Source organism: Kitasatospora sp. NPDC101235 (genome assembly GCF_044767505.1).
In the GTDB taxonomy this organism is placed as follows: domain Bacteria; phylum Actinomycetota; class Actinomycetes; order Streptomycetales; family Streptomycetaceae; genus Kitasatospora.
This window is the reverse complement of record NZ_JBIWNZ010000005.1, coordinates 37,994-52,646: the sequence shown is the minus strand read 5'-3', so window position 1 is coordinate 52,646 and position 14,653 is coordinate 37,994. Positions and strand designations below refer to the sequence as shown.

Annotated in this window: 12 protein-coding genes; 8 read left to right on the top strand and 4 right to left on the bottom strand. The window is 72.3% G+C overall.

Annotation, left to right across the window (positions count from 1 at the left end; genetic code table 11):
* The first annotated feature begins 116 nt into the window (after positions 1-116).
* The 4 genes from ACIRRH_RS10835 to ACIRRH_RS10820 are packed head-to-tail and all read left to right on the top strand — an operon-like array spanning position 117 to position 5,507.
* The gene (locus ACIRRH_RS10835; RefSeq protein WP_403064844.1) at positions 117-1,766 is read left to right on the top strand and encodes an ABC transporter substrate-binding protein; all 1,650 of its coding nucleotides are present in this window, start codon (positions 117-119) and stop codon (positions 1,764-1,766) included.
* A gap of 32 nt (positions 1,767-1,798) precedes the next feature.
* Complete coding sequence (locus ACIRRH_RS10830; protein ID WP_403064841.1) at positions 1,799-2,839, top strand: ABC transporter permease; 1,041 nt, start codon at positions 1,799-1,801, stop codon at positions 2,837-2,839.
* Positions 2,836-3,825, top strand: a complete 990-nt coding sequence (locus ACIRRH_RS10825; RefSeq protein WP_403064838.1) for an ABC transporter permease — start codon at positions 2,836-2,838, stop codon at positions 3,823-3,825. Before ACIRRH_RS10830 ends, ACIRRH_RS10825 begins: the two co-directional genes overlap by 4 nt.
* Complete coding sequence (locus ACIRRH_RS10820) at positions 3,822-5,507, top strand: ABC transporter ATP-binding protein (RefSeq protein WP_403064835.1); 1,686 nt, start codon at positions 3,822-3,824, stop codon at positions 5,505-5,507. Before ACIRRH_RS10825 ends, ACIRRH_RS10820 begins: the two co-directional genes overlap by 4 nt.
* Before the next feature lie 151 nt (positions 5,508-5,658).
* Here the strand turns inward: ACIRRH_RS10820 and ACIRRH_RS10815 are convergent, their stop codons facing one another.
* From ACIRRH_RS10815 to ACIRRH_RS10805, 3 genes are all read right to left on the bottom strand, one after another.
* Positions 5,659-6,096: a MarR family winged helix-turn-helix transcriptional regulator gene (locus tag ACIRRH_RS10815; RefSeq protein WP_403064832.1), complete on the bottom strand. Its 438-nt coding sequence runs from the start codon at positions 6,094-6,096 to the stop codon at positions 5,659-5,661.
* Positions 6,097-6,240: 144 nt separating this feature from the next.
* Positions 6,241-7,014, bottom strand: coding sequence for an ABC transporter permease (locus tag ACIRRH_RS10810; protein WP_403064829.1), 774 nt, complete (start codon positions 7,012-7,014; stop codon positions 6,241-6,243).
* A 2-nt stretch (positions 7,015-7,016) separates the two neighbouring features.
* On the bottom strand, positions 7,017-8,006 hold the full coding sequence (locus ACIRRH_RS10805) for an ATP-binding cassette domain-containing protein (protein WP_403064826.1): 990 nt from the start codon (positions 8,004-8,006) through the stop codon (positions 7,017-7,019).
* Positions 8,007-8,392: 386 nt separating this feature from the next.
* On the opposite strand from ACIRRH_RS10805, the gene ACIRRH_RS10800 reads away from it, so the two are divergent.
* From ACIRRH_RS10800 to ACIRRH_RS10790, 3 genes are all read left to right on the top strand, one after another.
* Entirely contained in the window at positions 8,393-9,310 is a 918-nt protein-coding gene (locus tag ACIRRH_RS10800; protein ID WP_403064823.1) for a polyphosphate kinase 2 family protein, read from the top strand.
* A 68-nt stretch (positions 9,311-9,378) separates the two neighbouring features.
* Positions 9,379-12,123, top strand: a complete 2,745-nt coding sequence (locus ACIRRH_RS10795; protein WP_403064820.1) for a cation-translocating P-type ATPase — start codon at positions 9,379-9,381, stop codon at positions 12,121-12,123.
* A gap of 110 nt (positions 12,124-12,233) precedes the next feature.
* Positions 12,234-12,947 carry a VIT1/CCC1 transporter family protein gene (locus tag ACIRRH_RS10790; RefSeq protein WP_403064817.1) on the top strand — a complete coding sequence of 238 codons (714 nt, stop codon included), beginning with the start codon at positions 12,234-12,236 and terminating at the stop codon, positions 12,945-12,947.
* Positions 12,948-13,007: 60 nt separating this feature from the next.
* Here the strand turns inward: ACIRRH_RS10790 and ACIRRH_RS10785 are convergent, their stop codons facing one another.
* A complete protein-coding gene (locus tag ACIRRH_RS10785; RefSeq protein ID WP_403064814.1) occupies positions 13,008-13,358 on the bottom strand; it encodes an ArsR/SmtB family transcription factor in 351 nt (116 codons plus the stop codon).
* 510 nt (positions 13,359-13,868) lie between these two features.
* Here ACIRRH_RS10785 and ACIRRH_RS10780 point away from each other — a divergent pair.
* Positions 13,869-14,588, top strand: coding sequence for a sigma 54 modulation/S30EA ribosomal C-terminal domain-containing protein (locus ACIRRH_RS10780; RefSeq protein ID WP_403064812.1), 720 nt, complete (start codon positions 13,869-13,871; stop codon positions 14,586-14,588).
* The last annotated feature ends 65 nt before the right edge of the window (positions 14,589-14,653 follow it).

The following is a 14,653-nucleotide window of genomic DNA, read 5'->3' as shown; positions in this document are numbered from 1 at the left end:
TCACTGTCGCCCGCCTTCCTCCGTGCACCATCGGTAGCGAAAGGCCCCCTTTCCGATGTCTCGAACCACCTTCACCCCTCGCCGCGGCGACCGTCACCGTCGCCCTGGTCGTCGCAGTGGCGGCGTGCGGACCGAAGGCGGACGGCGGTGGAAGCGCCGACAAGGGCGCCGCGCCGCAGCAGGGCGGTACCCTCTCCGTCCTCAACCAGAACCCGCAGGACCAGTTCGACCCCGCACGGCTCTACACCTCCGGCGGCGGCAACGTGCCCTCCCTGGTCTTCCGCACCCTCACCACCCGCAACCGGGCGGACGGCGCGGCCGGCACCAAGGTGGTCCCGGACCTCGCCACCGACACCGGCACCCCGTCGGAGGGCGCGACGGTGTGGACGTACCGGCTCAAGGACGGCCTCAAGTACGAGGACGGCTCGCCGATCACCACCGCCGACATCAAGTACGGCATCGAGAGGTCATTCGCCCCCGAACTCTCCGGTGGCGCACCGTTCCTGAGGGACTGGCTGGTCGGTGCCGCGGACTACCAGGGCCCGTACAAGGACGGTGGCGGCCTGAGCGCCATCGAGACCCCGGACGAGAAGACCATCGTCTTCCATCTCGACAAGCCCGAGGGCGACTTCCCGTACCTGGCCACCCAGACGCAGTTCGCACCCGTCCCGAAGGCCAAGGACACCGGGACGAAGTACCAGGACCACCCCGTCTCCTCCGGCCCCTATCAGGTCGTCAAGAACGAGAACGACGGCGCCCACCTCGTCCTCACGCGCAACCCCAACTGGTCCGCGGCGACGGACGACCAGCGCAAGGCGTACCCGGACACCATCGACGTGCAGTCCGGGCTCGACCCGGCGGTGATCAACCAGCGGCTCTCCGCCGGCACCGGCGCCGACGCGGCCGCCGTCACCACCGACACCAACCTCGGCCCCTCCGAACTCGCCCAGGTGAAGGACGACAAGGCCCTCGCCGCACGCGTCGGCACCGGCCACTTCGGCTACGTCAACTACCTGGCGTTCAACCCCAAGGTCAAGCCCTTCGACAACCCCAAGGTCCGGCAGGCCGTCGCCTACGCGATCAACCGCACCTCGGTCGTCAACGCCGCCGGCGGCTCCTCGCTCGCCGAGGCCGCCACCACCTACCTGCCCAACCAGGAGACCTTCGGGTACACGCCGTACGACCCGTTCCCGGCCGGCGCCACCGGCAACCCGGAGAAGGCCAAGGAGCTGCTGAAGGAGGCCGGTTACCCGGACGGTCTGACCATCACGCTCACCCACTCCAGCGCTACGGGCAAGGGCTACGGCCCGGACCTGGCCACCGCCGTCCAGGACGGCCTGAAGGCGGCCGGGATCACCGTCCGGCTGGAGGCCCTGGACTCCACCAGGTACTCCAAGACGATCCACACCGTCAGCACCGAGCCCGGCCTCTTCCTCTCCGGCTGGGGCGCCGACTGGCCGTCCGGCGGCCCCTTCCTCGCGCCGATCTTCGACGGCCGGCAGATCGTCACCGACGGCTACAACTTCAACTCCGCGCAGCTGGACGACCCGTCGGTGAACGACGAGATCGACCAGATCAACAAGATCACCGACCACGCCGAAGCCGCCAAGCGCTGGGGCGCCCTCGACCAGCGGATCGGCGAGCAGGCCCTCACCGTCCCGCTGTTCCACCCCGTCTACAAGCGGCTGTCCGGCAAGGACGTCCGCAACATCGTCATCAGCGACTGGACCGGCGTGCTCGACATCTCCCAGGTCGCGGTCAAGTAGCGGACGGGACCGGACGGATCGATCGGACAACCATGGCTCCACAGGAACCCAGAGCCGGGGAGGGCCTCGCGGCCTCCCCGGCCGCCGGGGGACGACAGGTGTGGCGGCGGCTGCTCGCGCGGCGCGCCGTCCTCGCCGCCGGCCTCGTCATCGTCCTGCTCGTCCTGATCGCGGCGGCGGCACCGCTGCTCAGCGCGATCGAAGGCCAGGACCCCACCAGCTACCACAACGACCTGCTCGACTCGGCAGCCGGCGGAGTGCCCAACGGCTCCTTCGGCGGTGTCAGCGCCGAGCACTGGCTCGGCGTCGAACCGGGCACCGGGCGCGACGTGTTCGCCCGACTGGTCGACGGCGCCAGGATCTCGCTGCTCGTCGCCGTCGGCGCCACCCTCGTCCAGGTCGCGATCGGCGTCCTGCTCGGTCTGGCCGCGGGCCTCGGCAGCCGGGTGCTCGACCAGCTGATCGGCAACACCACGGAGGTGATGCTCGCGCTGCCCTCGCTGGTCTTCGCCATCTCGCTGATGGCGGTCGTGCCCTCCGGCTTCCCCCGCCCGCTCCTGCTGACCCTGGTCATCGGGCTGCTGGGCTGGGGCGGCACCTCCCGGCTGGTCCGGGCACAGACGCTCAGCCTCCGGCAGCTCGACTACGTGGCCGCGGCCCGGCTGGCCGGCGCCACCCGGTGGCGGATCGCCCGCCGGGAGCTGCTGCCGTCCCTGGCCGCGCCGGTCATCACCTACGCGGCGGTCCTGCTGCCGTCCAACGTGATGGCCGAGGCCGGGCTGTCCTTCCTCGGCGTGGGCGTCAAGCCGCCGACCTCGTCGTGGGGCCAGATGCTCTCCGGCGCGACCACCTGGTTCCGTGCGGACCCGATGTACGTGCTGCTGCCGTCGGCGCTGCTGTTCGTCACCGTGCTCGCCTTCACCGTGCTCGGCGACGCCGTCCGCACCGAGCTCGACCCCCGCGCGGCCTCCCGGCTGCGGGTCGGCACGGCGCGCGGCAGCGCCGGTTCGTCGGCGGACCGGCCCGCCTCGGGCACCCGTCCTCCGAGCACCACCGAGGAGGCCACCGCATGACCCGCTTCCTGCTCCGCAAGGCCGTCGGCATGCTCGGCGTCCTGCTCGCGCTCTCCCTGATCGTCTACGCGGTCTTCTACATCGCCCCCGGCGACCCCGCCCAGCTGGCCTGCGGCGAGAAGTGCAGCCCCGCCCAGGTCGCCCAGGTACGCGAACGCCTGGGCCTCGACGCGCCCGTCCACCTGCAGTACGCCCACTTCCTCCAGGGCATCGTGGCCGGCCGCGACTTCAGCGCCGGAACGGGCCTGCTGCACTGCCCGGCGCCCTGCCTCGGCGTCTCCTACCGCAGCGGCGAGCAGATCACCGACATGATCTCCGCCCGGCTCCCGGTCACGGCCTCGCTGGCGCTCGGCGCGATGGTCGTCTGGCTGGTCCTCGGGGTCGGCGCCGGGATGGTCTCCGCGCTGCGCCGGGGCCGGCTCGGCGAGCGCCTGCTGACCGGGCTGACACTGGCCGGCAGCTCCGTCCCGGTGTTCATCATCGGACTGGTGCTGCTCATCGTCCTGTGCGCCCAGCTCCAGTGGCTGCCGTTCCCGAGCTACGTGCCGCTCACCGAGGACCCGCAGCAGTGGTTCTGGGGCCTGCTGCTGCCCTGGGTCTCGCTCGCCCTCATCGAGTCCGCCAAGTACGCCCGGCTGACCCGCTCGTCCATGCTGGAGGCCCTCGCCGACGACCACATCCGGACCTTCCGGGCGTACGGCGTCAGCGAACGGCGCCTGGTGACCAGGCACGCGCTGCGCGGCGCGCTCACCCCGGTGATCGCGCTCACCGCCATCGACCTCGGGACGATGTTCGGGTCCGCCGTGCTGACCGAGTCGCTCTTCGGCCTCCCGGGGCTCGGCAAGCTGCTGGTCACCTCGGTCGGACTGATCGACCTTCCGGCCGTCGTGGGCCTCACCCTCGTCACCGGGTTCTGCGTGGTCCTCGCCAACGTCATCGCGGACGTGCTCTACGCGGTGTCCGACCGAAGGGTGGTCCTGACGTGAGCGCCGAACCGCTGGTCGACGTCCGGGACCTGGTTGTCGACTTCCCGGTCGGCGACGGCCACGTCCGCGCCGTCGACGGCGTGGGCTTCACCCTGGAGACCGGGCAGGCGCTCGGCATCGTCGGCGAGTCCGGCTCCGGCAAGAGCACCGTCGCCTACGGACTGCTCGGCCTGCACCGCGGGACCGGCGCCCGGATCGGCGGCTCGGTCAAGGTCGCCGGCGTCGACGCCGTCGCCGCCGAGGGCGAGGAACTCCGGCGCCTGCGCGGCGGGTTGGCGGCCATGGTGTTCCAGGACCCGCTCTCCGCCCTCGACCCGTACTACGCGGTGGGGGACCAGATCGCCGAGGTCGTACGGGTGCACCGGGACGTCTCCCGCCGGGACGCCAGGGCCCGGGCCGTCGAGGTGCTCGACCGCGTCGGCATCGCCGACGCGGCACGCCGCTCGCGGTCGCGCCCGCACGAGTTCAGCGGCGGCATGCGCCAGCGGGTGCTGATCGCGATGGCCCTGGCCTGCGAGCCGCGGCTGCTGGTCGCCGACGAGCCGACGACCGCGCTCGACGTCACCGTCCAGGCCCAGATCCTCGACCTGCTGCACGAGTTGCGTGCCGAGACCGGGGCCGGGCTGGTCCTGGTCACCCATGACCTGGGAGTGGTCGCGGGGAGCGTCGACCGGGTGCTGGTGATGAAGGACGGCCGGGCGGTGGAACACGGCCCGGTCACCGAGGTGCTGGGCGCTCCGCGCGAGCCGTACACCCGCGCGCTGCTGTCGGCGGTGCCGCGGGTCGACGCCGCGGAGGCCCCCGCCGGGCCCGCCGGGCCTGCCGGTTCCACCGGGCCCGCCGGGGGCGACGTCCTGCTCGAAGCCGTCGACCTGCGCCGGGAGTTCGCCGCCCGTGGCGGCCTCACCCGGCGCGCCGCCCCCGTGACCGCCGTGGACGGCGTCTCGCTCACCGTACGGGCCGGCGAGACGCTGGGGATCGTCGGCGAGTCCGGCTCCGGGAAGACCACGCTCGGACGGATGCTCGTCCGGCTGCTGGAGCCGACCGGCGGCCGGCTCCACTACCGCGGCCGGGACATCGGAGCACTCGGGGAGAAGGAACTGCGCCCGCTCCGAAGGGAGTTGCAGATGGTCTTCCAGGACCCGATCTCCTCGCTCAACCCACGCCGCAGCATCGGGGAGTCCGTGGCCGACCCGCTGCGCGTCGCGGGCGAGAGCGACGAACGCCGCATCCGCACCCGGGTCGGCGACCTCCTCGAACGCGTCGGGCTCGACGCCGACTGGTACCACCGCTACCCGCACGAGTTCTCCGGCGGGCAGCGGCAGCGGGTCGGCATCGCCCGGGCGCTGGCGCCCCGGCCGCGACTGATCGTCTGCGACGAGCCGGTCTCCGCGCTGGACGTCACCACCCAGGCCCAGGTGGTCGAGCTGCTGGGCGAGCTGCAGCGCGACCTCGGCCTCGCGCTGCTCTTCATCGCCCACGACCTCGCCGTGGTCCGGCAGGTGAGCGACCGCGTCGCGGTCATGCGGGCCGGACGGATCGTGGAACAGGGCGACGCCGACGCCGTGTACGACTCACCCCAGCACGACTACACCAAGGGCCTGCTGGCCGCCGTCCCGGTGCTCGACCCCGCCGAGGCGACCGCCCGCCGGCACGCCCGACTGGCGTCCGCCGACGCCTGACCGGCCCCGCGCCACCGCGGGTGGAGCCCCCGAAGCGCGTCGGGGGCTCCACCCGTCGGGCTGTCAGGGCCCGGGGCGCCGGTACGAAGACGTGGGCCTCGCCCCCTCAACACCCGGTCCCGGCAGCGCGACCGGCATCCGTCCGGCGGCGTCATCGGGCGGGCAGCCAGGCCTCGTCGTCGGTGGCGTGTGCCAGCACGCGTTGGAGCAGCCGGCGCAGGGTCTCGACCTCGTCCGGGTCGAGATCGCCGAGCAGTTCCGCCTCCACCCGGTCGAGCGGGCCGTCGATCCGGGTCAGCAGGTAGCGCGCCGTGTCGGTGAGCTCCAGCCGTCGTGAGCGATCATCGGCTCCGGGGCGCCGGCGCACGTGGTCGGCCTCGACCAGCTCGTTGACGAGCCGGTGCACCGACTGCCGGGCGATGCCGAGTTGGCGGGCCAGGTCGGCCATGGTCAGTCCGGGTTCGAGGGAAAGCTGGACGAGCAGACCATATTGACGGAGCGTCAGGGCGTAGTCGTGCAGGCGCCCGTCCGCCCGGTGCGTCGCCACCGTGCTGGCCGCGGCCAGGAGATAGGGGATGTGGGTCCTCAAGGCGGTTCACCTCAACCGGGGGAGAGCGTGGTCATTCCGTCGCCGACGGTACGTCATGTCCGGCCATGGCGTGGTGGTCGGCTTCTCCGGCGGGCAGGCCGGCACCGCGGCGCCAGGTCGGCGGGCGCGGCAGGGCGGCGGGATTCACAGCGCGGCTCTGCGCATGCCGCGGATTCCGGCCACGACACCCAGCGTCGCGACGGCGGCGGCCGCGGCGAATCCGTACAGCACGCCCGACTCGGTCAAACGGCCGTCGAAGAGGGCGCGTTCGGCCTCGACCACGTGCGTCACCGGGTTGATCCGGCTCAGCACGTACAGCCAGGTCGGTGCGGCCTCCCGGGTGATCGGCAGCAGGAGCCCGGAGAGCAGCAGCAGCGGGAAGAAGACCACCTGCTGCACCCCGTAGAACAGGGTCTGCTGCCGGCGGGAGTGGAGCGCCAGGGTGAAGGACAGTGCGCCGATCCCGACGCCGAAGACGCTCAGCAGCGCCATTGCGCCCAGGGCGCCCGGCAGGTGAAGCCGGAAGTCGGTCGGCAGGAGCAGGAGGAGGATCAGCAGGGCTTGCGTGAGCAGGACCACGACCTCCTTGAGAATCCGGCCGACGAGCATGGCGGCCCGGTCGAGCGGGGTGACGAGCAACCGCTCGAAGGCGCCCGAGGACATCTCGCCCAGCAGCGAGGCCCCCGCCCCGGCGGTGGCGGACAGTCCGAGCAGGACGAGCATGCCGGGCACGAACCACTGCCAGGGCGAGCCCGCACCCGCCGGTCCGCCGCCCTCGCCCGGGCCCGGGAGCAGCGGCGCGAAGAGGGCGAGCAGCAGGAACAGCAGCATCATCGTGAAGAGCAGGCCGGCGGGCCGGCGCAGCTCGGGCCCGAGTTCGCGGGCGAACACGGTGCGGGTGTCGGTGAGCACCTTCATGGTCACGCTCCCCGGTGCGCGGTGGTCGGGATGCCGGCGTCGGTGCCCTCCGGGAGGGTGCGGCCGGTCAGGGCGAGGAAGACGTCGTCGAGGGTCGGGCGGGCCAGCCGGGTGCTGTGCACCCGGATCCCGGCCGCGTCGAGGTCGCGCAGCAGCTCCGGCAGCCGGACGTCGCCGTCGCGGGCCCGCACCCGCACCTCCCGGTCGTCGACGGTCACGTCCCGGACGGCCCGCAGGGCGCGGGCCCGGGCCGCGGCCGGGCCGGTGTCGGCAGGCTCGGCGGTCGTGAAGGTGATGAGGTCACCGGCGAGATCGGCCTTGAGGCGCTCGGGGGAGTCGTCGGCGATCACCCGGCCGTGGTCGACGACCAGTACCCGCTCGGCCCAGAGGTCGGCCTCCTCCAGGTAGTGGGTGGTGAAGACGATGGTGGTGCCGAGCTCCTTGTGCAGGCGCAGCACGTGTTGCCGGATGTCGGCGCGGCTGTGCGGGTCGAGCCCGGCGGTCGGCTCGTCGAGGAAGAGCAGGTCCGGTTCGTGGACCAGGGCCATGGCGATGTCGAGCCGGCGGCGCTGGCCCCCGGAGAGGGTGCCCACCGTGCGCCGGGCCGACCCCTCCAGGTCGAGGGCGTCCAGCAGGCGTTCGGCCCGGACGCGGGACTCGGCGCGGCGCAGGCCGTGGGCGCGGCCCTGGGTGACGAGTTCGTCGACGACCCGGAAGCCGGTACCGGCGCTGTTGCCCTGGCCGAGGTAGCCGATCCGGCGGCGCACCCCGGCGGGGTCGGCCGTGACGTCGTGCCCGGCGACGGTGGCGGTGCCCGCGGTCGGGGGGAGCAGGGTGGCCAGCATCCGCAGGCTGGTGGTCTTCCCGGCGCCGTTCGGGCCGAGGAAGGCCACCACGGAACCGGCCTCGATGTCGAGGTCGAGACCGCGTACGGCGTCGACGGTCCCTCCTTTGACGCGGAACCTTCGGGTGAGTCCGTGGGTGTGGATCATGAGTCTCCCGTACGAGGGCGTGGAGGGGGCGCGGAGGTGACGGCTGCCGTGCGGGCCGACCGGAACGGCCCCGGGCATGCGGAGGAGAAGTCAGGCCCTGGGCTCTTGACTTCTGAGAGCTTAGAAGCGTCAATGACGTCTCTGTCAGGTCTGCTGACAGTCTCGTTCCCGCCGTCGGAACCCCCGTCGATGGCGTCGCCGTGGGTGGGCCCGGCCCGGAAGGACGCCGTCGGATTGACACGGCCATCCGGGGGCCACAGCGTGGCAGGTAGCACTCTCCCGTGCTGGTCGGTCCCGGTTCCGCCGTGTCAAGGACGTCGGTGCGGACGGGGCGGCACGGCAGGCCTCGCGATGCCCGCCGGACCCGAGAGGAACTGGTACAGGCGATGTCGGACGGACGTACGGCCAGGCGCATTGCGAAGTTCATCAAGCCGCTGCGGGTGAAGCCGGGGTCGCGGGTGAACCTCGCGGAGGACTTCGACCCCCGGTACAAGGCGGGCATGAAGAAGCGCGAGGGCGTGGAGCTGCTGCACACCGGCGTGTCGCTGCTCTCGGAGTACCAGGCACGGCTGGCCGCCCAGGACACCTACGGAGTGCTGTTCTGCCTCCAGGCGCTCGACGCCGGCGGGAAGGACGGAACGATCCGTCACGTCATGAGCGGGGTGAATCCGCAGGGCGTCCACGTGAGCAGCTTCAAGGTGCCCTCCGCGGAGGAGCTCGACCACGACTTCCTGTGGCGGTACGCGCAGCGGCTCCCGTCGCGTGGGGACATCGGGATCTTCAACCGCTCGCACTACGAGGAGGTCCTCGTGGTGCGTGTCCATCCGGACAACCTCGACCGGCAGAAGCTGCCGGAGGAGGCGAAGGGTCCGGGGGTCTGGCACCGCCGCTACCGGGAGATCAACGACTGGGAGCGCTACCTCACCGACAACGGGATCAAGGTGGTGAAGGTCTTCCTGAACCTCTCCAAGGAGGAGCAGCGCAGGCGTTTCCTGGCGCGGATCGACCTGCCCGAGAAGAACTGGAAGTTCTCCGAGGCCGACATCCGCGAGCGCGAGCGCTGGGACGACTACCAGGAGGCGTTCTCCGACGTGCTGTCGGCCACGAGCACGCCGTGGGCGCCCTGGTACGTCGTGCCGGCCGACCGCAAGTGGTTCGCGCGCATCTGCTCGGCGGCGGTGCTCGCGCACACACTGATCGAGATCGATCCGCAGTTCCCCACGGTCGACGAGCAGGCCCGGAAGGAACTGCGCGCGGCCAAGCGCCGGCTGGAGGGCGAGGCCCCCCGAGGCGGCCGCGCGTGACCCGTACTCGCAGACGCGTCGGACCGGCCGACGCCCGGGTGGACGTTCCCGGATCCTGAGGAGCGAAGATGACGGAGCAGGCTGGGCCGTCCGGCCCGCGGGAGTCCCCGGACCCCTGGTACGCGCGTCCTCCCCGGGAGGTCGCGTCCTCGCTCGGGGTGGACCCGGCGACCGGGCTCACCGCCGCCCGGGCGGCCGAACTGCTCGCCGCGAACGGGCCGAACGCGTTGCCCGAGGAGAAACCGAGGCCGGACTGGCTGCGCTTCCTCGACCAGTACCGCAGCTACATGCAGATCATCCTGCTGGCGGCGGCGGTGGTCTCGCTGGCGATCAAGGAGTGGACCACCGGGGTCCTGCTGATCGTCCTGACGCTGTTCAACGCGGTGGTCGGCCTGCGGCAGGAGGGCAAGGCCGAGAGCGCGATGAACGCGCTGAGGTCGATGATGAAGGCCACCGCACGGGTGCGGCGGGACGGGACGGAGGCGGAGATCCCGGCCGAACAGCTGGTCGTGGGCGACGTGGTGCTCGTCTCGGCGGGCGACGAGGTCCCGGCGGACGGACGGATCGTCGAGGCCAGCGCGCTGCAGATCGACGAGTCGGCGCTGACCGGCGAGAGCGTCCCCGCGGCCAAGGACGCCGGCACCCTGCCGGCCGAGCGGCTGGGCCCGGGCGACCAGACCAACATGGCGTTCATGAACACCCCGGTCACCCACGGCAGCGGACTGCTCGTCATCACCGCGACGGGCGCCGGCACCGAGCTGGGCAAGATCGCCGGGATGCTGTCGGCGACCGAGAGGGAGCAGTCGCCGCTCACCAGGGAGCTCAACACCCTGACGCTGTGGATCGCGGGGGCGGCCGGTCTGACCATGGTCGTGATGTTCGCGCTCGGACGCAGCCGCGACCAGGCGTGGGACGCCCTCTTCGTCAGTGCGGTCTCGCTGGCCATCGCGGCCATCCCGGAGGCGTTGCCGACGGTCAGCCAGGTCATCCTCTCCGTCGGCAGCCTCAACCTGGCCAAGCGGCACGCGATCGTGAAGGATCTGCCGTCCGTCGAGACCCTCGGCTTCACGTCGGCCGTCAACTCCGACAAGACCGGCACCCTGACGATGAACCAGATGACGGTCGTGGAGGTGCTCAGCCCCACCGACCGCTACACCGTCTCCGGCACCGGCTACCGCCTCGACGGGCGGATCCACCACGCGGTGGGCTCCGCCCCCAGCATCGAGGACGCCGTCCTGCCCTACCTGGTCGCCAACGACGCGAAACTGGTCGACGGCAAGGTCGTCGGCGACCCGACCGAGGGCGCCCTGCTCGTCCTCGGCCACAAGGCCGGGCTGGACATCGAGGCCAGCCGGGAGCGTTTCCCCCGGCTCGCCACGCTGCCGTTCGACCCGAGCTACAAGCTGATGGCCAGCTTCAACGAGGCGAAGGACGCGGACGGCCGGGCGGTGGTGCGGTGCTTCGTGAAGGGCGCGGCCCCCGCGGTCATGGCCCGCGCCTCCTCGGCCGTCTCGGAGGGCGTCGTCATCCCCTGGGACGCGGACCTCAGCGGGCGCGCCCAGGCACAGACCGAGCGGATGGGCGGCGAAGGACTGCGGGTGATGGCCGGGGCCGTCCGGGACCTGGACCCGGCGGACTTCGACCCGGACGGCGACCTGCTGGCGTTCGTCGAGGATCTGCGGATGACCAGCCTGGTGGCCATGGTCGACCCGCCGCGCGAGGAGTCACGGGCCGCGGTCGCCAGCGCGCAGGCCGCCCACATCCGGGTCCGCATGGTGACGGGCGACGACGTCACCACCGGAGCGGCCATCGCCCGCCAACTCGGCATCGAGGGGGAGGCGGTCCTCGGCGCAGACTTCGCCGCCATGCCGGAGCACGAGCGACTGGCCAGGATCGACGGCATCGGAGTGGTCGGCCGGGTCGCGCCCGAGCACAAGGTGCTGCTCGCCGCCACGCTCAAGCAGAAGGGCGACGTGGTCGCCATGACCGGCGACGGCGTCAACGACGCGCCGGCGATCAAGGCCGCAGACATCGGCATCGCCATGGGCAGCGGCACCGACGCGGCGAAGAACGCGAGTCGCATGGTCCTCGCCGACGACAACTTCGTCACCATCGTCTACGCGGTGGAGGAGGGCCGGAAGCTCTACGACAACCTCACCAAGTACATCCGGTTCGTCCTGGTGCTGCTGGTGACGTTCGTGCTGACCTTCCTCGGAGCCGCGCTCCTGAACATCGCCGCGGGCGAGCCGTTCACCCCGGCGCAGGTCCTGTGGGTCCACTTCGTGGTCAACGCCCCGTTCGGCTTCGCCCTGGGCTTCGACCAGGAGAGCCCCGGTCTGATGCGGCGCACCCCGCGCCCGCGCGGCGAGACGGTGCTGACCAGGCCCGTGGTGATCACCGTCGGACTCGCCGGGCTGGCCGTCACGGTCGCGCTGCTCGGGCTGACCAAGCTGGGCGAGGCGCACTACCACAGCACGCAGGTCGGCAACTCGATCGCGTTCACCGCCTTCGCGCTCTGCCTGATCGTGGCGGCCTACGAGTGCCGCAGCGAGCGCGGTTCCGTGCTGACCGTCAGCACCTTCGACAGCAAGCAGATGAACCTGGCGGCCCTGGGCGAGTTCGCCCTCGCGGTGCTGGTCACCCAGATGGACGGCTTCAACCGCATCCTCGGAACCACCGACATCAACGCCCGGCAGTTCGGATGGGCCCTGCTGGCCGCCGTCGTGCTCCTGCTGCTGTGGGAGCTGGGCAAGTTCGTGGCCCGCAGACTGTCGGCCGCCCGTGGCGGGGCGGCGATCGCCTCCCGTCCGTGACGGTGCTCCGGAGCCCTTGAGGAGATCCCGGGCGCGAGGCGGCGGATCGCCGAACGACACACCACCTCCGTGACCATGGCCCTGACGAGCAGACAGGAGCATCCCGCCCGATGACCCGCCACGACCGGTTCACCCCTCACCCCGAGACGCACACCGCCTCCCGGGCCGGTTGGCTGCGCGCCGCCGTGCTCGGCGCCAACGACGGCCTGGTCTCCATCGCCAGCCTCATGGTCGGCCTGGCCGCCAGTGGCGTGAGCACCTCCACCGTGGTCACCGGCGGCCTGGCAGGTCTGTCGGCGGGGGCCATGTCCATGGCCGCCGGCGAGTACGTCTCCGTCAGCTCCCAGGTCGACGTCGAGACCGCCGACCGCGCCAAGGAGGCCCGTGAACTCGCCGAAGCCCCCGAAGCCGAACTCGCCGAACTCACCGCCATCTACGAGAACCGCGGCGTCCCCCGCGACCTCGCCCGCCAGGTGGCCGAGGCCCTGCACGCGGCCGACCCGCTGCAGGCCCACCTGCGCGACGAACTCGGCCACAGCGACAACACCTCCGCCAACCCCCTCCAGGCCGCCCTCGCCTCCGCCGCCAGCTTCCTCGTCGGCGGACTCCTGCCCTTCCTCGGTCTCCTCGCGCCCTCCAGCACGGCCCGCCTGTGGCTGATCGTCGTCGTCACCCTCTCCGGCCTCGCCCTCGCCGGCGTGCTGGGCGCCCGCGCCGCCGGCACCACCGTGCTGGGGCCCGCCGCCCGTGTGGTCATCGGCGGCGGCCTCGCCATGGCTGTCACGGCCGCCGTCGGCCAGATCGCCCATGTCTCGGGCGTCTGAACGGGTCGTCGCCGAGGAGCCGACGCTCTGGCAGTGGGGAGGTCGGCGCGTCGGGCCGGGTCAGTCGCGCGTGGGGCCCTTGGGCTGGGAGAGCAGGCCGTCGAGGAGTTCGGCCTGGCCGCTGATGACGCTGCCGAGGATGGTGCGGGCGACGCGCAGGAGCTCGGCGACCTGGGGGTTGGTGAGGCGGTAGTAGACGGTGGAGCCCTCGCGGCGGGCGATGACGAGGTTGGAGCGGCGCAGGACCGCGAGTTGCTGGGACAGGTGCGAGGCCTCGACGCCGACCTCGGGCAGCATCTCGGCGACGGCGTGCTCGCGCTCGCTGAGCAGTTCCAGGACACGGATGCGCACCGGGTGGCCGAGGGTTTTGAAGAACTCCGCCTTCAGTTGGTACAGGGGCGTGGCGACCAAGGGAGGCGGGGTGGGCGGTTCGGCGTTCACGTCTTCACCGTCTCCATCGGGCGGAACATCATCAAGGGGTTGACCTTAGCAACCAGCCGGACGGAGTGAACCCACCGGCCAGGGTGCCGCGAGCGCGGCCGGAGCCGCGTCCAGGCCGGGGGCCGGCTGTGGTCGGGACCTGCGCCGCGCCTCGCTGACGAAGCCGGTGATCGTCGTCACGCCGACGCCGTGCGCCGTCGTGACGTCCCACCGCATCATCGTGCGGCAGGGCGTCCGGAAGCGCGCTGCCGCCGGGAGGCCGCCCTGGAACCGACGCCGGGGCGGCCTCGCCGATCACGGGAAGGGGGCGCCTTCCGCGTCACGCCGGGGCACATCGTGAGGTCGCCGATGGACGATGCCACGCGGCGTCGACGGCAAGCATCCCGGGTGATGGGGCCGTTCGGCCCTTGTGGCCGGTCCGGCTTGCGCGCAGCGTAGGCGTGCATCGGATCGGGGCCGGACATCAGAAGAAGGACGGGCATGAGCACGGAGATCGCAGTGGTGGCCTTCGGGGGCATCCCGCGCGAGGTGCTGGCGGAGGGACGCGCCAGGATCGCGGCGGCCTCCCAGAGCGCCAACGCGCTCGTCGAGGCGCTGAAGGTCAAGCTGTCGGCCACCGGATCGGGCGTGCTGGCGCAGGTGAACGCCGAGGTGGACGGCCGGCGGGTGCGGGTCCAGGAGGCGGCGCAGGACTTCACCGAGGCCGTGGACCGCATCGGTGAGCAGCTGCGCCGGCGCATCGCGGCCGTCACCGGGACCTGGAAACCGCGGCCCTGGCCTCGACCGGTCCAGCCCGGGGGCGCGGCCCCCCGGGACGGGGCCCGGCTGATCACCCGCGTCAAGTCGCCGTCGCTGGTGTGGTGTTCACCGGACGCTGCGATCCGCACGCTGGACGCGATGGACTACGACATCCACCTGTTCACCGACCCGGCCACCGAGACCGACGCCGTCGTCTACCGCATCGGGCCGACCGGATACCGGCTGGCCCGTACCGTTGCCGCCGCCCCGCCCCGCCGGTCCACCGCCCCGCTCACCCTCAGCCCCCTCGGCGCCCGGCACCTGACGGACGAACAGGCGGTGAGCCGCATGGAGGACGCGCAGCTGCCGTTCCTGTTCTACGCCGATCCCGCCACCGGACGGGGCCGTGTCCTGTACCGCCGCTTCGAAGGCCACCTCGGCCTGATCGCGGGCCGGCCGTGAGCGACAAAGCAGTCCGCCGGCACATCAAGGCACGACTGCGGCCCCGGCCGGCCGTCGCCGCCCGG